This window comes from Bradyrhizobium jicamae, assembly GCF_001440395.1.
GTDB lineage: Bacteria > Pseudomonadota > Alphaproteobacteria > Rhizobiales > Xanthobacteraceae > Bradyrhizobium > Bradyrhizobium jicamae.
In genome coordinates this window covers 32953-53460 of record NZ_LLXZ01000160.1, presented here as the reverse complement: position 1 = coordinate 53460, position 20508 = coordinate 32953, and the positions used below count along the sequence as shown (strand labels likewise).

Annotated in this window: 13 protein-coding genes; 7 read left to right on the top strand and 6 right to left on the bottom strand. The window is 64.1% G+C overall.

The window, feature by feature from the left end; genetic code table 11:
- Window positions 1-44 precede the first annotated feature (44 nt).
- The 4 genes from CQ12_RS26560 to CQ12_RS26545 form a co-directional block, all read right to left on the bottom strand.
- The gene (locus CQ12_RS26560) at window positions 45-1085 is read right to left on the bottom strand and encodes a cysteine synthase A (protein ID WP_057838240.1); all 1041 of its coding nucleotides are present in this window, start codon (window positions 1083-1085) and stop codon (window positions 45-47) included.
- A 91-nt stretch (window positions 1086-1176) separates the two neighbouring features.
- On the bottom strand, window positions 1177-2406 hold the full coding sequence (locus CQ12_RS26555) for an SAM-dependent methyltransferase (protein ID WP_057838239.1): 1230 nt from the start codon (window positions 2404-2406) through the stop codon (window positions 1177-1179).
- Between the two features lie 22 nt (window positions 2407-2428).
- Complete coding sequence (locus tag CQ12_RS26550) at window positions 2429-3304, bottom strand: DUF1365 domain-containing protein (protein WP_083519498.1); 876 nt, start codon at window positions 3302-3304, stop codon at window positions 2429-2431.
- 4 nt (window positions 3305-3308) lie between these two features.
- Window positions 3309-4622 carry an NAD(P)/FAD-dependent oxidoreductase gene (locus CQ12_RS26545; RefSeq protein ID WP_057838238.1) on the bottom strand — a complete coding sequence of 438 codons (1314 nt, stop codon included), beginning with the start codon at window positions 4620-4622 and terminating at the stop codon, window positions 3309-3311.
- Window positions 4623-4994: 372 nt separating this feature from the next.
- Here CQ12_RS26545 and CQ12_RS26540 point away from each other — a divergent pair, with 372 nt between their 5' ends.
- The 7 genes from CQ12_RS26540 to CQ12_RS26510 all read left to right on the top strand — a co-directional run bounded on the left by CQ12_RS26540 (window position 4995) and on the right by CQ12_RS26510 (window position 16866).
- Window positions 4995-6449, top strand: a complete 1455-nt coding sequence (locus CQ12_RS26540; RefSeq protein WP_245310179.1) for an efflux transporter outer membrane subunit — start codon at window positions 4995-4997, stop codon at window positions 6447-6449.
- Entirely contained in the window at window positions 6439-7839 is a 1401-nt protein-coding gene (locus tag CQ12_RS26535) for an efflux RND transporter periplasmic adaptor subunit (RefSeq protein ID WP_057838237.1), read from the top strand. Before CQ12_RS26540 ends, CQ12_RS26535 begins: the two co-directional genes overlap by 11 nt.
- A 39-nt stretch (window positions 7840-7878) precedes the next feature.
- Window positions 7879-11028, top strand: a complete 3150-nt coding sequence (locus CQ12_RS26530) for an efflux RND transporter permease subunit (RefSeq protein WP_057838236.1) — start codon at window positions 7879-7881, stop codon at window positions 11026-11028.
- Window positions 11029-14133: an efflux RND transporter permease subunit gene (locus CQ12_RS26525; RefSeq protein WP_057838235.1), complete on the top strand. Its 3105-nt coding sequence runs from the start codon at window positions 11029-11031 to the stop codon at window positions 14131-14133.
- A gap of 36 nt (window positions 14134-14169) precedes the next feature.
- Window positions 14170-14901: a tRNA-uridine aminocarboxypropyltransferase gene (locus CQ12_RS26520; RefSeq protein WP_057838234.1), complete on the top strand. Its 732-nt coding sequence runs from the start codon at window positions 14170-14172 to the stop codon at window positions 14899-14901.
- Window positions 14902-15233: 332 nt separating this feature from the next.
- The gene (locus tag CQ12_RS26515; RefSeq protein WP_057838233.1) at window positions 15234-15611 is read left to right on the top strand and encodes a hypothetical protein; all 378 of its coding nucleotides are present in this window, start codon (window positions 15234-15236) and stop codon (window positions 15609-15611) included.
- 394 nt (window positions 15612-16005) lie between these two features.
- On the top strand, window positions 16006-16866 hold the full coding sequence (locus tag CQ12_RS26510) for a hypothetical protein (RefSeq protein ID WP_057838232.1): 861 nt from the start codon (window positions 16006-16008) through the stop codon (window positions 16864-16866).
- Window positions 16867-16918: 52 nt separating this feature from the next.
- On the opposite strand, the gene CQ12_RS26505 is transcribed toward CQ12_RS26510, so the two are convergent.
- A complete protein-coding gene (locus CQ12_RS26505) occupies window positions 16919-17299 on the bottom strand; it encodes a hypothetical protein (protein ID WP_057838231.1) in 381 nt (126 codons plus the stop codon).
- Window positions 17292-20501 (bottom strand): efflux RND transporter permease subunit, encoded by a 3210-nt coding sequence (locus CQ12_RS26500; protein ID WP_057838230.1) that lies wholly within the window; start codon window positions 20499-20501, stop codon window positions 17292-17294. The genes CQ12_RS26505 and CQ12_RS26500 overlap by 8 nt, the downstream gene beginning before the upstream one ends.
- Window positions 20502-20508: the final 7 nt, after the last annotated feature.

The window sequence follows — 20508 nt, the reverse complement described above, 5'->3', positions numbered from 1 at the left end:
ATGGTGGGCACGGCGCAAGTGCGCCTTTGCCCACCCTACAAATCTCACGTCTTCTCGAACGGCACGTCGATCTTGCTGCGCTTCTCCAGCCAGGTCGGCACCGGCAAATTCTTCGAGCGCATGAATTCCGGATTGAACAGCTTTGACTGATAGCGATTGCCGGAGTCGGCAAGGATGGTCACAATGGTCTTGCCGGGACCGAGCTGTTTCGCAAGCCGGATCGCGCCGGCGATGTTGACGCCGGTGGAGCCACCGAGGCACAGCCCTTCGTGCTCGAGCAGGTCATAGATCACCGTCACGGCTTCCTCGTCCGAAATCAGGAAAGCGTCGTCAACCTTCGCCGTCTCGACGACGGGCGTGACGCGGCCGAGCCCGATGCCTTCGGTGATCGAGTCGCCCGGTGTCGATTTGGCCTTGCCGTGCTTGAACAGTTCGTACATCGCAAAACCATGCGGATCGGCGCAGGCGTTGACGATACCCGGGTGCTTCTCCTTCAGATAGCGGCTGACGCCGGCCAACGTGCCGCCTGTGCCGACCGAGCAGATGAAGCCGTCGATCTTGCCGCCGGTCTGTTCCCAGATCTCCGGTCCAGTGGACTCGTAGTGCGCCTTGGCGTTATCGAGATTGTTCCACTGGTCGGCGAACAACACGCCGTTCGGCTCGGTCTTGCGAAGCTGGGCGGCCAGCCGCCGACCGACATGCTGATAGTTGTTCGGATTGGCGTAAGGCAGCGCCGGAACCTCGACGAGTTCGGCGCCGCACAGCCGCAACATGTCCTTCTTTTCCTGGCTCTGCGTTTCCGGGATCAGGATCAAGGTCCGGTAACCGCGCGCGCTGGCGACCACGGCGAGACCGATGCCGGTGTTGCCGGCGGTCGATTCCACCACCAGGCCGCCGGGCTTGAGTTCGCCGCGCTTCTCGGCCTCCAGGATCATCCACTTGCCGGCGCGGTCCTTGACCGACTGTCCCGGATTCATGAATTCGGCCTTGCCGAGAATGGTGCAGCCGGTGGCTTCGGAAGCTTGCTTCAGCTTGATGAGAGGCGTGTTGCCGATCGCTTCGATAACGTCTTTGTTGAAGGCCATGTCGTTGAAATCGCCGGTTTGTTTGCCTAATCGTTGAGCGACCCTAAAGGACCGCCGCTAGCCGCACAAGCCAGCGTTGCGGCAGGGCAGGTCAGCCCGATTTCGCAAACACCACCTGGCGCACGTCGATATTTCCCGACAGGAAACCGGCCTCGCAATAGGCGAGGTAATATTCCCAGAGCCGGCGGAAGCGGTCGTCGAAGCCTGATGGCATCAGGTTCGGCCACGCCGCGCGGAAATTGTTTCGCCAGATCGCAAGCGTCTTGGCATAATCTTGCCCAAAGATGCGCTCGCGGATGACGGGAACGCCGAAGCGCTCGCCCAGCGTTTTGAGAATCTCCGGCGAGGGCAGCATCCCGCCGGGGAAGACGTAGCGCTGGATGAAGTCCACTTCGCGGCGGTAGGTCTGGAACAGGCTGTCCTGGATGGTGATGGCCTGGATGCCGGCGAGCCCTCCGGGCAGCAGGCGGTCGCGCAACTGTGAAAAATAGTTCGGCCAGAATTGCTCGCCGACCGCCTCGATCATCTCGATCGAAGCGATGCGGTCGTAACGGTCGCGCTCGTCGCGATAATCCCGGAGCTTGATCTCGACCTTGTCGCTGAGCCCGGCATTGTGAATCCGCGCAGTTGCGAAATCGCGCTGCTCCTTGCTGATGGTGAGGCCTACCACCCTGGCGCCGAACGTCTTGGCGGCGTATTCGGCAAAGCCACCCCATCCACAGCCAATCTCCAGCAGCTTCTGGCCCGGCCGCAGATCGATGGCCTCGGCGAGCCGCCGGTACTTGTTGTGTTGTGCGGCCGTCAGGTCGGGCGTGTCGTCCTCGAACAGCGCCGACGAATAGGTCATGCTCGGATCGAGCCACGCCGAATAGAAGGCGTTGCCGATGTCGTAATGCGCATAGATGTTGCGGCGGGCCTGCCGCCGCGTGTTGCGGTTGAGCCAATGCCTGACGAACTGCAGCGTGCGCGCCAGCGGGTTGGCGACCAGCATCGTCTGCATCCAGTCCTGGTTGACGCAGAACAAATAGAGGAATTGCGTGAGGTCGGGCGTGTCCCATTCGCCGCGCAGATAGGCTTCCGCAATGCCGATGTCGCCGCCGCGTAGGAGTCGCGAGGCAAAGCCGTAATCGTAGATCTTCATCGCCGCCGCCGGCCCCGGCCCGTTGCCGCCCAGCCGCACGATGCGGCCGTCAGCGAGCGTCACGTCGAGCGTGCCATGTTGCAGCTTTGAACCGAAGCCCAGCGCCAGGCGGACCAGGCGGGGCAATTCCGGAAACGTTGCGTCTACGGTTTCCGATGTGACCGAAATCAACTCGGACATGTGCGATCCATCGAACGTCGGTTTACCCCGACTTCGCATGGCCAATCGGCCCTGCTCGGTCTTTGGCATGGGCGGACAACGCTGGCGAAGTATAATCGTTGCCGTTCCCGCTCGCCAAGCCGGTATTGAAGGCGGCATGCTGCCGCGGGACCAGCCGCGCGCCCTTGAGCCAGAGCCGCAGCGCCTCCCAATGTATCGCCGCCATGACCTTGAATGTGACCAGCGGCAGGGCGAACAACGCGCGCAACAACTCCTTGGTGTTGAGCATGCGGCGGCGACCATTGAAGGTTGCAGCGAGCAGGGGGCCTTCGCGGCTGGTTTCCAGAATTCGCAACTGCACACGCTCGCCGGGCGGCAGCACGCGGAAATGGTAGCGCATCGCCATCTCGATAAAGGGCGAGACGTAGAGCAGCTTGTCCTGCCGCTGCCGCACGCCGGCGCAACTGACATCGCGTGATGTCACCGGAACGACGTAAGCGTGGATATCGCCAAAGGTGTTGCGCACCTCGTAGATCAGAAGCGCCAGATCACCGTTCTCGCGATAGCAGAAATAGACCGACAACGGATTGAATGCGTAGCCTAGCAGACGAGGATAGCAGAGCAGCAGCACCCGCCCGCCTGCGAGGTCGATGCCGCGTTCGGCCGCACAACGCTGCGCATAGGCGCGCAAGGGTGAACCGTCGCGCGCGCCGTGGTCGACCTCATGAAAACTGTAGAGCGCCGCGCGGTTGACGCCGAACAGCGGCGACTGCCGGTTCGCGTCTTCCAGCCGGTCCAGATCGATCAAGAGGCTCATCACGCGATAGCTGAAGCGATGGCCGATCGGCTTCAGCCGCGCATGCATGACGTCGCCGATGTAAAGCGCCGCAGCGTCCGCTCTTGTCGGTGTTTCCCTCATGGGGCTACTCCGCAGCTTCCGCCAGTTCTCGCGTCACTTCGCGCCATGGCGCCGTCGCGCCGAGCGCTTCGGCAACCGCAAGGCCCGAGCGCAATCCGTCCTCGTGAAAGCCGTATCCGGTCCACGCGCCGCAGAACCAGGTATGCCGCTTGCCTTGAATTTCGGGCAGGCGCTTCTGGGCGGCAAAGGCGGCGGCGTTGTACTGCGGATGCTCGCAAAAAAACTTGCCGAAGGTCAGCGCGGGATCGGGCGCAACCGGCGGGTTGAGGCTGACGAACAGCGGCTTGTCGGGATCGATGCCCTGCAGCTCGTTCATCCAGTAGGTCACGGAGACGTCGTTATCGACGGTTGCCTGGCGCGGCCAGCGCAGGAAATTCCACGACGCCCAGGCGCGCCGGCGCTTCGGCATCAGGCTGATATCGCGATGCAGGTAGATCGTATTGGGCGAATAGCCTATCGCGCCCAGGATTGAACGCTCGCGATCGTCGGCGTCCGACAGCATCGCCAGCGCCTGATCGCTGTGGGACGCGATCACGACATGGTCGTAAGCATTGGCCTTGCCGTGGCTGTCGTGCACGACGACGCCATGCGCGGTGCGCTCGATGGCGGTGACGGCGCAGCCGAGCTTGATCCGGTCGCGGAACGAGGCGGTCAGTTTGTCGACATAGCGCTGGCTGCCGCCCTTGACGGTGCGCCAGACCGGGCGGTCGTACTGCAGCAGGCGATGGTTGGCGAAAAAGGCGACGAAGTTTTCGGCCGGGAAATCCAGGATCTCGCTCGACGGCGCCGACCAGATCGCAGCGCCCATCGGCGCCAGATAGTCGGTCAGCAGCCGCGGCGCAAAGTGACGCGTGCGGAAATATTCGCCGAGCGTCAGCCCGGCCAGTCTGCCCGCGGCGTAATCCTCGATGCTCTGCTGGTTGAAGGTGAGGATATCGCGCAGCATCCAGAGGTAGGAGGGCGACAACAGGTTGATGGGCTGCGCGAACAGTCCGCATGCGGTCTCGAACCAGTTGCTGCCGCCGCCCTTCCACTCGAAGCGGCCGGTGTCCGCCGTCACCGCAAAGCTCATGCAGCTTTCGACGGTTTCGACGCCGAGATGGGCAAACAGAGCCGTGAGGTCAGGATAGTTCAGTTCGTTGTAGACGATGAAGCCGATGTCGACCGCAAGTTTGGTACCGTCATAGTCGATGCCGACGGTGTGGCTGTGGCCGCCGGGCCTGAGTTCGCAGTCGTACACGGTGACCGGATAAAGTTTAGACAAGGTCCAGGCTGCGGCATTGCCGCTGATTCCCGTACCGACCACCGCGACCCGCATTTTTGGCCCTCCATTGCACGGAGCGAGATACGCGGGGGCCATTCCAGGGGTTTCAAATCGGCCACAGGCAGGGGAAAAACCCCATGAAATCTTCGTAAGATTTCGGTGTCCCGTGGAGCCCGGCATCGTCCGAAACCCTATAAAATAAGGGGGATGAGCACATTGCCAGGTGTTTTTCGCGTCCGTGCAACACATTGGCGAAGCGCTGCGCGGGACTGTCCGCGTCCCGGCCGCAAGGGTAGTATGAGGCAGTTCCAACGAAAGCATCACCCCCGTGAAGTTGCAGGCTACCAGGAGAAGCGCTCGTCGTTCGTCGGGCCGGGATTTGCCCGGTGGAGAACGGGTGTGACCCAGCGAATTGCAACTGCGGCGATAGAAGGCTGGTTGGTCCCCGGCGCCAAGCGGCTGGCGCGATCACTTGCGGTGCTTGGCCTCGTTGCCAGTTCCGCTGGCTGCATCTTGACCAAGGACCTGCCCGATCCCGCACTCGATATTCCCGAGGGCTACAAGGCGGCCCGGCTTTCGAAGCCCAAGGATGCGCCGCCGACGCTCGACTGGTGGCGGGGCTTCCGTTCGCGGGAGCTGACGAGCCTGATGGAGGAGGCGCAGACCGTCAATCTGGACATTGCGGCGGCTACCGCTCGGTTCCAGCAGGCCGATGCGCAGGCGCGGATCGCGGGCGCGGCGTTGCTGCCGAGCCTCAGCGGTACCGGTCAGGAGGCCTATTCGCGCACCTCCGGATCGAGCGCCAGCGGCCTCACCAATGGCGGTCGCGAGGTGGTGAATTATTCGGCCTCGTTCAGCGCCAGCTATGAACTGGATTTCTGGGGCAAGAACCGCGACGCCGCGCAGGCCGCGGAAGAGACCGCGGTCGCCAACCGCTTCGACCGCGACGTCGTCGCGCTGACCACGCTGACGACGGTGGCTAACGCCTATTTCCAGGTGCTAACCGCGCAGGACCGGCTTCGAACCGCGCAGCAGAACATCGCCAGCGCCGAGCGCATCCTCAACGCCATCCGCGACCGCTTCAAAGCCGGGACCGGAACCGACCTCGACGTCGCGCAGCAGGAGAGTGTGGTCGCCAACCAGCGCGCGCAGGTGCCGCCACTGCGGCAGACGCTCGATCAGAACATCAACGCGCTGGCAACCCTGGTGTCACGGCCGCCGGAAGCCGTGCGCGTCGCCGGTGGATCACTCAACCAGATCGCCATCCCTCGGGTCACACCCGGGTTACCGTCGGAGCTGTTAACGCAGCGTCCCGACATCCGGCGTCAGGAAGCCCAACTTGCTTCTGCAACCGCCAATGTCGGCAATGCCCGCGCGCAGTTCTTTCCGAGCATCCAACTGACCGGGCAGGGCGGCTATCAGAGTTCGGCGCTGACCTCGCTGTTCCAGCCGCACGCCGCCTTCTTCAGCATGGTCGGCAGCCTGACCCAGCCGATCTTCGACGGCGGACGGATCCTCGGCAATTTCGAGTTCACCAAGGCGCGGCAGGATGAATTGCTGCAGATCTACCGCAAGACGGTGGTGCAGTCCTTTGCCGATGTCGATAACGCCCTGTACTCGATCCGCCAGACCACGGAGAGGCTGCGGCTGCAGCGCGAAGTGGTGGCGGCATCGCGGCGGGCCTTCCAGCTTGCCGAGCAGCAGTTGCGGGCTGGAACCGCCGATATCGTAACTGTGCTAAATACGCAGACGACGTTATTCCAGGCGGAGGATTTGCTGTGGCAGGCCCAACTGGCCCGGCTGCAGGCGATCGTCAGCCTCTATCAGGCGCTGGGGGGCGGCTGGGAGCCTAGGATGGAAAGGCCGGTCGATGCTCTTTAAGCCGGAAATAAAGGAAGACGCGAAGACGACGCGCAAGCGCGTCGCGCGTGGGATTGGCCGGCGGATGGTGTCGTTGACGATCACCTTGTTGATCCTCGGCGGGCTCGGCTATCTCGGCTGGAACGCCTTTCAGCAGAAGCCGGGGGGCCGCAACGGGCCCGGCGCGCGTCCCGACCTGCCGGTACCGGTACTGGCGGCAACGCCGCGCACGCAGGATGTCCCGGTCTATCTGGACGCGGTCGGCGCGGTCCGTGCGCTGAACACGGTGACGGTGCGCTCGCAGGTCGACGGCAAGCTGATCAAGGTCAACTTCGTCGAGGGCCAGGACGTCAAGCAGGGCGACGTGCTGGCCGAGATCGATCCCGTGATCTACCAGGCCCAGTACGATCAGGCAGTGGCCAAGAAGGCGCAGGACGAGGCGCTGCTTGCCAACCAGAAGCTCGATCTGGCGCGCTATCAGCAACTGGCCGCCTCGAACGCCGGCTCCAAGCAGCAGGCCGATACGCAGCGCGCGGTGGTCGCCCAGCAGGAGGCGCTGGTGAAGGCCGACCAGGCTGCGATCGACAATGCGCAGGCGATGCTCGGCTACACCAAGATTATCGCGCCGCTGACCGGGCGCGCCGGCCTGCGCCAGGTCGACCAGGGCAACATCATCCGCGCCGCCGACGCGACCGGGCTCGTCATCCTGACGCAGTTGCAGCCGATCGCGGTGCAGTTCAGCCTGCCGCAGCAGCAGATCGTGCGCGTCAACGCCGCCGCCGCCAAGGGGCCGCTCGCGGTGGACGTGTTCGGCAATGACGGCGTGACGGTGGCCGATACCGGCACGCTGAAGGGCATCGACAACCAGGTCGACCCGACCACGGGCACACTGAAGCTGAAGGCCGAATTTCCGAACGCCAAATTCCAGCTCTGGCCCGGACAGTTCGTCAATGTTCGGCTGAAGGTCGAAACGCTGGAGAAGGCGATCGTGGTGCCGACCTCGGCGGTACAGCGCGGTCCCGCCGGCACCTTCAGCTATGTGATCGGTCCCGACAATGTCGCGACCGCCAAGGCAATCGTGGTGACGCAGCAGAACGAGAACGACGCGGTGATCGCGAGCGGCCTCTCGACGTCCGACCGTGTGGTGACGACAGGCTTTGCCAATCTGTCCGACGGCGCCAGGGTCCTGATCGGTACCGACGATCGGGCGCCGACCGCTGACCTCGCGCCGCGCAAGCGCAGCCGCAGCCCCGATGCCAAGGCGGGTCAGGGCAAGGACGGCCAGGTCCATCAGGGCAAGGACGGCGAGCCCCGCGGCAAGCGCGAAAGCGGCGAGGGCGACCAGAAGGGACAAACCGGACCGGCGAGAGGCGAGCCATCATCGGGCGGCGCGGCGAATTCGCAGCCCTGATCGTTTGAACCACCTTCGCAAAGCCATGAGTACGCAACCATGAGCGTATCCGAACCGTTCATCCGCCGGCCGATCGCGACCTCGCTGTTGGGGATCGCGCTGATGATCGGCGGCGCGCTCGGCTATTGGGCGCTGCCGGTATCGGCGCTGCCGCAGGTCGATTTCCCGACCGTGCAGGTGACGACGCAACTGCCGGGCGCGAGTCCCGACGTGGTGGCATCCCTGATCACCGCGCCGCTCGAGCGTCAGCTCGGGCAGATCCCGTCGCTGTCGTCGATGCAGTCGACCTCTTCGTATGGCGTCAGCCAGATCTCGCTGCAGTTCGACCTCAACCGCGACATCGACGGCGCCACCCAGGACGTGCAGGCCGCGATCAACGCCGCCGCCGGAATCCTGCCGAAGAACCTGCCGTATCCGCCGACCTACGCCAAGGTGAACCCGGCCGACGCGCCGGTGCTGACGCTGGCGCTGACGTCGGAGACGATTTCGCTGCGCGCGATGAGCGATATCGCCGACACCCTTCTCGGTCAGCGGCTCAGCCAGATTTCCGGCGTCGGGCGCGTCGCCATTCTTGGCGGGCTGAAGCCTGCGGTGCGGGTGCAGGCTGATCTGGCGCGGCTCGCCGCCTATGGCATCTCGATGGAGGATCTGCGCAACGCCATCGCGGGCGCCAACGTGTCGGGGCCGAAGGGATCGCTCGACGGCGCGCAGCAGGCCTACACCATCGCCGCCAACGACCAGATCGCGGCGGCGGACGCCTACAGGCCGATCATCATCGCCTATCGCAACGGCTCCCCGGTCACGATCGGCGACGTCGCCATCATCATCGACGGGTTGGAGAACGATCGCACCGGCGGCTGGTACCAGGGCACGCCGGCCGTGATCATCGACATCCAGCGGCAGCCCGGCGCCAACGTCATCGAGGTCGTCAGGCAGATCCGGGAGGAAATTCCCAAGCTGCAACGCTCGATCCCGGCCGGCGTCAATTTGCACGTGGTCTCCGACCGCACCGTCACCATTCGGGCCTCGGTGCGGGACGTCCAGTTCACGCTGATCCTTGCCGTGGTGCTGGTGACTTTGGTGGTGCTGTTGTTCCTCCGCTCGCTGCGCGCCACCCTGATCGCGGGCGTGGCGCTGCCGCTGTCGCTGATCACGAGCTTCGGCATCATGTATTTCGCAGGCTTCAGCCTCGACAATCTTTCGCTGATGGCGCTCACGATCGGCACCGGCTTCGTGGTCGACGACGCCATCGTGATGATCGAGAACATCGTCCGCCATATGGAAAACGGCGAGTCCGTGATGGAGGCGTCGCTGAAGGGCGCCAGCGAAATCGGCTTCACCGTGATCTCGCTGACGGTGTCGCTGATCGCGGTGTTCATCCCGCTTCTGTTCATGTCCGGGCTGGTCGGACGCATGTTCCGCGAGTTTGCGCTGACGCTGACAATCGCAGTCGTGACCTCGGCGATCGTATCGCTCACGCTGACGCCGATGATGTGCTCGCGGCTGCTCAAGCATGTCGGCGAGGAGATGACGGTTCCCGGCCTTGCGGCCGTCAGCCGCTTCATCGACCGCACGGTCGACTTGTACCATCGCACGCTGCTGTGGGTGCTGCAGCGCCAGCGCGCGACGCTGATGGTGACCTTTGCCACCATTGTCGCGACGCTTCTGATGTACGTGGTCGCGCCGAAGGGCTTCCTGCCGCTGCAGGACACCGCCTCGATCACCGCGGTGACCGAGGCCGGCCCCGACGTTTCCTTTGCCGAAATGCAGAGCCGCCAGGCGGCTGCCGCGGCCGCGATCCAGGCCGATCCGGATGTGGTCGGCGTGGTCTCCGTGATTGGAGCCGGTTCCGTCAATCCGACCACCAATGTCGGGCGTCTGGTGATGACGCTGCGGCCGCGCGGCGAGCGGGAGGACGACATTTCAATCGTGGTCGACCGGCTGAAGCAGCGCACCGCCTCGATCCCCGGCATGACGATCTACTTCCAGCCGGTGCAGGACGTACAGATCTCGACCCAGTCGAGCCGCTCGCAGTACCAGTATACACTGACCGGCACCGACGCGGCGGAAGTGTCGCTGTGGTCGCGGAAGCTGATTGCCGAAATGCGCAAGGATCCGCTGTTCCGCGACGTCTCGTCGGAAGCCCAGGAAGGCGGCCTGCGCGCGGCGCTCAACATCGATCGCCAGCGCGCCGGCCAGCTCGGCGTCAGCATCCAGGCGGTCAACGACACCCTCAACGACGCCTTCGCGCAGCGTCAGATTTCGACGATCTACGGCCAGGCCAACCAGTACCGCGTGGTGCTGGAGGCGATGCCGATGTACCAGCGCGATCCGTCGATCCTGTCAAAACTCTATCTGCCGGGGGCGGCGAGTGCCACCGTCGGTGCGCCCAACGCCCAGGTGCCGCTGTCGGCGGTGGCGACGCTGACCCGCACCACGGCGCCGTTGGCGATTTCGCATCTGGCGCAGTTTCCGGCGGTCTCGCTCAGCTTCAACCTCGGGCCCGGCGAGGCGCTCGGCGATGCCGTCGCGGAACTCAAGAAGATCGAGACCAGGATCGGCATGCCTGGCAGCATCGTCGGCGTCTACGCGGGCGATGCGGCCGAGTTCTCCAAATCGCTGGCCGGCCAGCCCTGGCTCATTCTGGCGGCGATCGTCACCATCTACATCGTGCTCGGCGTGCTGTACGAGAGCTACATCCACCCCATCACCATTCTCTCGACGCTGCCCTCCGCAGGCGTCGGCGCCATTCTGGCGCTGATGCTGTTCGGGCAGGACCTGTCGGTGATCGGCCTGATCGGCATCATTCTGTTGATGGGCATCGTCAAGAAGAACGCGATCATGATGATCGACTTCGCGCTGGAGGCGGAGCGGCATCAGGGCATGTCGCCTCATGAAGCCATCGTGCAGGCCTGCCTGTTGCGATTCCGCCCCATTATGATGACGACGCTGGCGGCGCTGTTCGGCGCGTTGCCGTTGGCGATCGAAAGCGGCACCGGCGCCGAACTGCGGTTTCCGCTCGGCATCTCCATCATCGGCGGCCTGCTGCTCAGCCAATTGCTGACGCTCTATACGACGCCGGTGATCTATCTCGCGCTCGACCGGATCAATCGCAAAATCGAGAAGGCCGTGCCGGACCCAGGGCCGCCCGGACCCACGGTCGCCGGCGCCACCGAGGGGATGCAGTAGATGGCATCGATCTCGGAGCCCTTCATCCGGCGGCCGGTGGGCACCACGCTGCTGGCGATCGGGCTCTTTCTGGTCGGCATCGTCGCCTACGTGTTCCTGCCGGTGTCGTCAGTTCCGAACGTCGATTTCCCGATGATCCGGGTGTCCGCGACGCGGCCGGGCGCCGACCCTTCGGTGATGGCGTCGACCGTCGCAGCGCCCCTGGAGCGCCGGCTCGGCCAGATCGCGGGCCTCGACCAGATCACCTCGACCAGTTCGCTCGGCTCCACCAGCATCCAGTTGCAATTCTCGATCGGCCGCGACATCGACCGCGCCGCGCGCGACGTGCAGGCCGCGATCAATGCCTCGCTGGCGGACTTGCCGAGCGACCTGCCGTCGCTGCCGCGCTTCCGTAAAGCCAATCCGGCGGCCGCGCCGGTGTTCGTGCTGGCGTTGACGTCGAAGACGCTGACGACGAGCGCCATGTACGACGTCGCCGATACCGTGATCGCGCAGCGCATCTCGCAGGTGCCGGGTGTCGGCGAGGTCACGGTCTCCGGCGCCGATCAGCCGGCGGTGCGGATCGCGCTGAACCCCGTGGCACTGTCGAATGCGGGGATCGCCACCGACGATGTTCGTCAAGCGATCATCAACGCCAACCCGCTTGGTCCTGTCGGGATATTCAACGGCGGCCGCCAAAGCGAGACGATTTCGACCAACAAGCAGATGCGAACGGCGGCCGAATTCCGCGACATCATCATCAAGAGTTCGGCCGGCAATTTCGTCCGCCTTTCCGATGTCGCGGATGTGGAAGATTCCGTCCGCAATGCCCGCTCGATCGCCTGGTTCAACAAGCAGCCGGCGGTGCTGATCCAGATCACCAAGCAGGGCGACGCCAATGTGATCGACACCGTCGATCGGGTGAGGGCGCTCATTCCCGAACTGAAACAGTGGCTGCCCGGCGGGGTGGAAATTTCGACCCTGGTCGACCGCACCGGCACCATCCGCGCCAGCGTGCTCGACATGCAGTTCACGCTGCTGGCGACCGCGTTCCTGGTCATGGTCGTCGTGTTCGCGTTCCTGCGGCGACTGACGCCGACGATCGCGGCCGGCGTCTCGGTGCCGCTGGCGTTGGCCGGCACCTGCGCCGGGATGTGGCTCGCCGGTTTCTCGATCGACAATCTGTCGCTGATGGCGCTGGCGATCTCGGTCGGCTTCGTGGTCGACGACGCCATCGTCATGATCGAGAACATGTATCGCAACCTCGAACAGGGCATGGCGCCGTATCCGGCGGCGCTCGAAGGCGCCAAGCAGATCGGCTTTACCGTGCTGTCGATCAGCCTGTCCCTGATCGCGGCGTTCACGCCGCTGATCTTCATGGACGGCATCGTCGGCCGGCTGCTGCGTGAGTTCTCGCTGACGCTGACCTTTGCCATCGTGGTCTCGACCGTGGTCTCGCTCACGATCACGCCGATGATCTGCGCGCATTACATCAAGGAGGCGACCTCCGACCGCGCCACCTGGTTCGACCGCCTCGTCGAGGGCACGCTGTCGCGCATCGTGGCCTTTTATGCCCGGACGCTGCGCGCGGTATTGAACTTCCCGTTCCTGACGCTGCTCGTGTTCTTTGCCACCATCGCACTGACGGTGGTGCTCTACATCAAGACGCCGAAGGGCTATTTTCCGACCGACGACAGCGGGTTCGTGATCGGCTCCACGCGTGCGTCGGCCGACACCTCGTTCCAGGCGATGCTGGGGTTGCAGCAGCAACTGGCTGACATCGTGATGGCCGATCCGGCGGTCGCGGGCGTCGGCTCGTCACTCGGCGGCAGCGCCGGGCCGGGCGGCGGCGGTTCCAACCGCGGCACCATGTTCATCAGCCTGAAGCCGCCGGAGGAGCGGGAAGGCCTGTCGACGGCGCAGGTGATCGACCGCCTGCGGCGCAATCTCTACCGGGTGGCCGGCATCCGCCTTTTCATGTTCGCGGCGCAAGACATCCGCACCGGCGGCCGGCAGAGCGATTCCGACTATCAATACACACTGTCGAGCACCAACCTTGACCTGCTGCAGAGATGGGCTCCGATCGTCGCCAAGCGCATGGAGACGGTGGAGGGGATTACCGACATCTCCAGCGACCGCGATCCCGGCGGCTTGCAATTGTCGCTGGTGATCGCCCGCAAGACCGCCGCGAGCCTCGGCGTTCGCGTCCAGGACATCGACAATGCCCTGAACAATGCATTCGCGCAGCGGCAGATTTCGATCATCTACACCCAGCGTAACCAGTACATGGTGGTGCTGGAGATCGATCCGAAATTCCAGGCGGACCCGTCCAACCTGGAGCGCATCTTCGTGGCCGGCGCCAACGACGCCCAGGTGCCGCTATCGGCCGTGGTGCGCTACCAGCGCGGCCTGTCGGCGCTCGCGGTATATCACTCGCAATCGTTCCCCTCGACGACGGTCTCGTTCAATCTGTTGCCCGACGTGCCGCTGGAGGTCGCGACCACAAACATCCAGCGCGCGGTGGACGAATTGCACATGCCGGAAGGCATCCGCGGCAGTTTTGACGGCAATGCCGGCGACTTCAACAAGACCAGCGGCCGGCAGCCGCTATTGATCCTCGGCGCGCTGGTGGCGATGTATATCGTGCTCGGCGTGCTCTATGAGAGCCTGGCGCATCCGATCACGATCATCTCGACCTTGCCGTCGGCGGGCTTAGGGGCGCTGCTGGCGCTGCAGGTGACGAATACACCGCTCACCGTGATCGCCTTCGTCGGCATTATTCTGCTGATCGGCATCGTCAAGAAGAACGGTATCATGATGGTCGATTTCGCGCTCGATGCCGAGCGCAACCGCGGCCTGTCGTCGGCGGAGGCGATCTTCGAGGCCTGCCGCGCCCGCTTCCGCCCCATTCTGATGACGACGATGGCGGCGCTGTTCGCCGGCATTCCGCTGGTCATCGCCACCGGCCCCGGCACCGAGCTGCGCCGGCCGCTCGGCATCACCATCATCGGCGGCTTGTTCGTGTCCCAGATCCTGACGCTCTACACCACACCGGTCATCTATCTGCTGATCGACCGGCTGCGAGGGCGGATACGGCCGGCCGCGGTGGCAGCCCCAGCCGAATAGTTGAACATCCGGGCACGGACAGCGTATAGCGGGCGGATGTCAGACCCATCCAATTCCCAGGCCGGCGCCGCCATCGAGGCCGTTCCGGAGTGTCCACGTTGCGGCAAGCCGCTCCCGCTCTGCATCTGCGACAGCGTGACCCCGGTCGATAGCAGGATCTCGCTGCTGATCCTGCAACATCCGCAGGAGCAGGACAGGGCACTCGGCACTGCGCGGCTGACGGCGCAGCATTTCGAGGACGCCGTGGTCAAGATCGGCCTGTCCTGGCCGAGTCTGTCCAAGGCGCTGGGTCGGACGGTTCATGATCCCTCGCGCTGGGCGGTACTTTATCTTGGTTCAGCCAAGGTCGCCGACCTCGACACCGATGCCGAGATCGTGGCGATCAACCGCAAGGGCGAAATCGAGCCGCACCAGCGCGCGATCCTGTCCGATATCGAGGGCGTGGTGCTGCTCGACGGAACCTGGAGCCAGGCCAAGGCGCTGTGGTGGCGCAATGCGTGGATGCTGAAGTGCCAGCGGATCATTCTCGGGCCGAAACGCGCCTCGCGTTACGGCAAGCTGCGCAAGGAGCCGCGCGGCGATGGACTATCCACCATCGAGGCCGCGGGCCTGTTGCTGGCCGGGCTCGAAAAGCGTCCCGAGATCGCGGAAGCGCTCAACGCCACTTTCGATCGGATGCTGGCGCGGTATCGGGAAGTACAGGCGGATATGCCGGAACTCGCACCGAAGCCGAAAAAGCGGGACTGGCGGCGACGGAAGCGGGGGTAACGGCAGCGCTCAAAGGGAACGTTTTGACACAGCATCGTATCGCTCGCTCATCACGTGCTATTTCGCCATTACACTCGCGGTGCGGGGGCTCCGACACAGCCGGTTCCAATGTCCGCAGCAAGACATAGCTACCCCCTGTTTGCCCAGAAACGGCTGTGGACAAGGGTGACACCGCCCTTGACGATGATAAATTCATCGCTCTCCGCGTAACAATTTTGGAGCAATAGTCGATGACTTTAAGCACAGAAATTCTCACGCGTTCCCCATTACTCGACGCTGATGAACTTGAAGGGGAAATCGGCAACATCATCCAGAGAACTCGGCGAGGGCCGATGAACGGGGGAGCGTCTGACGGCTACGATCAGCCGTTGCCGAAGGGCCCGATGCCCGACTACGTCGAGCACAAGGAAGGGGTCAATCAGGTCGGCAAACTCTCGGCCGAAGCCGTGGTCCGCGAATACGACGCCGCCGTGAAGGAGATTGAGGCGCTCGGCGCTGAATTGTCCGAGGCCGCCAAGAAATGTGAGGCGATGGTCGCGGGTGTTCACGCCATGGTGACCGAGATCAGGGAATTGGCGGCGAACTATCGCGAGGAAGGCAAGCGCTACTTTCTGCAGATCGAGGATTGTTCCTTGATGACGTCAGAAGTCCGTACCGTCTGCGAAGCGCTGAAGAAGAAAATTGCCGCGGGTAGTAGTCTGGCCGCGTGATTTTCCGGCTGTGGCCGGTTCTGCTAATGGCCGCACCGTTCATCGTCGCGGCCATTAGCTGGATATTCTAACGGCGCACCGGCTGTTCAGGCCTTCGAGATGGCCGTCCACGGGCTGCGCCAACGCGCCATTGTGGCGATATGTCACCAACGCCGCGACCGAAAACCAGGAGCCATTCGCGGGCTTAGTGATTATCTGCGGCCATATGCATCTGTAATCCAGCGGCTGGGCACGGCCGTCTTCACCTGTCTGCGGGCCTGAGCTGACGAAGCACGGTGGACAACCGTCTTCGACGTCGACGGATTCGCGCCGCAAATGATGGATTGGCAGATGCTGGATAGGAACGGACGGAACTGTCTCCGCTGTCGTTCTCCAGGGAAAGGATATTCACGTTTTGCCGTCCAGGATCTCCTCGCATCTTCCTTTCGGTGGCACCGAGCTCAGCCTCCGGAAGAAATTTCGCCTGTTCTTCACCGTCGGCGTCGTCGTGCTGGTGCTGGGTAGCGTCAAGGCGATCGTTCACTATTTCGAGTTCGAATTTCTCGATCTCAACGGCCTGGTGACCAGCGGCATCGGCGGCGCCATCTTCATCATCGGCTTCCTGCTGTCGAGCATTCTCAAGGATTACAAGGAAGCCGAGCAAATTCCGACGGTGCTGCGCACCGCGATCGAGGCGATTGAAGGCGATCTGGAGTGCTTCGCGCCGACCAACGAGCGTTTCAACCTCAGGGAAGCACGGCTGATCCTTCTCGGTGTGATCGGAAAGCTGCGCGAAGGTCTCGGCCGCGACAACGACCACAAGAACATTTCCCCCGTGCTCGCCGAGCTTGGCAAGCTGACGCCCATCCTCGGTCGCCTCGAGGGCATGGGCATGGCCGCGAATTTCGTCGTGCGCCTCCGCGCCAACCAGGACGCGATCCGCCGGGCGCTATTGCGGATCTACACCATCCAGCGCGTCGAGTTCGTGCCGTCGGTGCACGTTCTGGTGCAGACGCTGGTGTTGTCGATCATCATCCTGCTGCTTCTCTTAAAAACGGAAGGCGATCCGGCCGCCGCCCTGTTGTTCGGGTTCATCACCTATATGTTCGTCTACGTGCTGTACCTGATCCGGCTGCTCGAACAGCCCTTCGCCAAGGGGCGCGGCTCCGTCGACGACGTCAGTTTCTTCCTGTTGGACGAACTGGAGGAGCAATTGCAGCGCTCGCTCGAGACCACCGGTGGACGGCCACGGCTTCAGGCGATGGAGCGGGCCTGAGCGATGCACGATAGCGGGACGGCGCCGCGGGGCGCCGTCCGGTTCCGCCCGCCTACTTGTTGAAGCGGGCCTGGCCTGACTTTCCAGCATCGGTCTTGACCTGAAGCGTGACGGCCGCGCCGGACGGAAGGGCCTTCTTGGCCTCGCCCTTGAGCCAATTGTCGCCGGCGGTGAGCTGAACGGTTTCGCGCTCCGAGCCGCTCACGATCAGGGCGGATCCCGTGTAGCCCTTGGCTGCGACCGGCTTGTTGTCCTCATTGAGAATATGGAATGTGACCGTGGTGCCGGACGCAACGAACTCGGCGTGAACGCCGGCGACGTCCTTGACCGGACCGCCGTTAGGGCCCTTGACGTTGCCGTGATCATGTTGCTGGGCGAGGGCAGGCGATCCGAGCAAGACAGAAGCGGCGACGATCATCGCGAGTTTACGCATGTTGTACTCCGGTGGTTGGTTGGGGTTGAGCGGCGACGGGAGCTCTATCGCGCCGGAACAGCACATACAGCGCCGGTAGCACGAGCAAAGTGAGGATGGTCGAGGAGATGATGCCGCCGATGACCACAGTGGCGAGCGGGCGCTGCACCTCCGCGCCCGGGCCGGTGGCGATCGCCATCGGAACGAAGCCGAGAGATGCGACGAGCGCCGTCATCAGCACCGGGCGCAGCCGGGTGAGGGCGCCTTCGGTCACGGCGTCGATCACCGACCGGCCATCCCTCCGCAGTTTCTCGATGAAGGCAATGATGACGAGGCCGTTCAGCACGGCGACGCCTGACAGCGCGATAAAGCCGATGCCGGCGCTGATCGAAAGCGGGATGCCGCGAAGCAGGAGCGCCGCCACGCCGCCGGTGAGCGCCAGCGGCACGCCGCTGAACACCAGCGCGGCGTCGGCGGCAGAACCAAGACTCAAGAACAGCAGCAGGAAGATCAGCAGCAGCGCGACCGGGACCACGATGGTGAGGCGCTTGGCAGCCGAGACCAGTTGCTCGAACTGGCCGCCCCAGCCGATCCAGTACCCGGCCGGCAATTGAACATCGCGGGCGATTGCGGCCTGCGCCTCCGAAACGAAGGAGCCGAGGTCGCGGCCGCGCACATTGGCGGTGACGACGATGCGCCGCTTGCCGTTCTCGCGGCTGATCTGGTTCGGACCGGGCGCAGATTCCACCGTCGCAACCGCCGACAGCGGAACGTAGCGCTGCAAGGCCGGCGAAAGGTTCACCGGCGCCGCGCGTACGCCCGTACCCTTTTCTTCGAGCGCCGGAAGCGGGATGGGAAGGGCGCCGATGGCGTCGATATCCACGCGCAAATGCTCAGGCAACCGGACGACGAGCTCGAAGCGCCGGTCGCCCTCGAACACCAGGCCGGCATGCTTGCCGCCAATCGCGATCTCCACGATGCCCTGGACGTCGGCGGCGGACAGGCCGTAGCGCGCCAGCGCGGCGCGGTTCAGCTTGACCGTCAGCACGGGCAGGCCGGTGACCTGCTCGGTCTTGACGTCAGACGCCCCCGGGACTTTCTGGATGACCGCCTGCACGCGACCCGCCACCTGCAGCAGCGTATCGAGATTGTCGCCGAACACCTTGACGCCGACGTCGCTGCGGACGCCCGAGATCAGTTCGTTGAAACGCATCTGGATCGGCTGGGTGAATTCGTAATTGTTGCCCGGCACTTCCGCGACGCGCTTCTCCAGCGCCTCGACAAGATCCGACTTCGACCGTTTGGGATCGGGCCATTGGTCGCGCGGCTTCAACATGACGAAATTGTCGGCGACGTTCGGCGGCATCGGGTCGGTGGCGACTTCTGCCGTACCGACCTTGGAGAATACTTCCTTCACTTCCGGAAACTCGCGGATCGCTGTTTCAAGCGTCTTCTGCATCTCCATCGCCTGGCTGAGGCTGGTTCCGGGAATGCGCATGGCGTGCAGCGCGATGTCGCCCTCGTCGAGGCTCGGGATGAATTCGCCTCCCATCCGGCTCGCGACCAGGCCCGTCAGCACCACGATGATCACGGCGGAAAGCGCAACGACACCCCGATTTCGGATGCTGGCGTGGAGCATCGGGGCGTACAGCCGGCTGCTCATCCGCATGAACCAGTTCTCATGCTCGGAAACCCTGCCGCGGACCAGCAAGGCGACCGCCGCCGGCACGAATGTCAGGGAAAGGACCGCCGCCGCCCCGAGCGCCATCAGCACGGTGATCGCCATCGGCTGGAACATCTTTCCTTCGATGCCGGTCAGCGTCAGGATCGGGAGATAGACCACGGCAATGATTAGCGTGCCGAACAGGCTCGGGCTGATCACCTCCTTGGCGCCTTTGATGATGACGCCGAACCGCTCCTGCGTCGCAAGCATCCGGCCGCGGCTGGTCTGCTCCCGCGCGAGCAGGCGCAGGCAGTTCTCGACGATGATGACAGCGCCGTCGATGATGATGCCGAAATCGATGGCGCCAAGACTCAGCAAATTGGCGCTGGTCTTGCTCTGCACCATCCCGATCACGGTGATCAGCATGGCGAGCGGAATGACGCACGCAGTTGCAATCGCGGCCCGGAAATTGCCGAGAACGAGAAACAGCACGGCGACGACGAGCAGCGCGCCTTCGAGCAGGTTCCTTTCGACGGTCGCAATCGTTGCTTCAACCAGCGCAGTGCGGTCGTACAGCGTGCGGGCGACGACGCCTTCCGGCAACGACGGCGCGACCGCCTTCAGCTTCCGGTCGACGCGCTGCGCCACGGCGCGGCTGTTCTCGCCGATCAGCAGCATCGCGGTGCCGATCACCGCTTCCTTGCCGTTGACGTTGGCGGCGCCGGTGCGAAGCTCCTTTCCTTCCTCCACCGCCGCGACGTCGGAGATCCGGATGGGTACGCCCTGCCGCGAGCCGATCACGATATCCTTGATCTCTGCGATGGTCGCGACCTGGCCGGGCGTACGCACGAGATATTGCTCGCCGTTGCGCTCGATGTACCCGGCGCCGACATTGGCGTTGTTGGCGGCAAGCGCCGTCATGATGTCGCGGAACGACAGCTTGTAGGCCATCAGGCGCGCCGGGTCGGGCAGGACATGAAACTGCCGCTCGTAGCCGCCGATCGTGTTGACCTCGACGACGCCGGGCACGGTGCGTAACTGAGGCTTGATGATCCAGTCCTGGATCGTGCGCAGCTCGGTTTCGGAGTAGGGGTTGCCGTCGGCGTTCTTGGCGCCCGGCTTGGCTTCAACGGCGAACTGGAAGATCTCGCCGAGGCCGGTAGAGATTGGGCCCATGGCCGTCTCTACACCTGGCGGAAGCTGGTCCTTCACCTGCTGGATGCGTTCGTTGACGAGCTGGCGGGCGAAATAGATGTCGGTTCCATCATTAAAGACGACGGTGACCTGGCTCAGGCCGTAGCGCGACAGCGAGCGGGTGTATTCGAGCTTTGGCAGACCGCCCATCGCCGTCTCGATCGGGAAGGTGATCCGCTGCTCGACCTCGAGCGGCGAATAGCCGGCGGCCGTGCTGTTGATCTGCACCTGCACATTGGTGATGTCAGGCACCGCGTCGATCGGCAGCCGCGTGAACGACCATGCGCCGAACGCGGCAATGCCCAGCACGATAATCATGACCAGCCAGCGCTGGCGGACCGAGAATGCAAGGATGGCTTCAATCATGACCGGA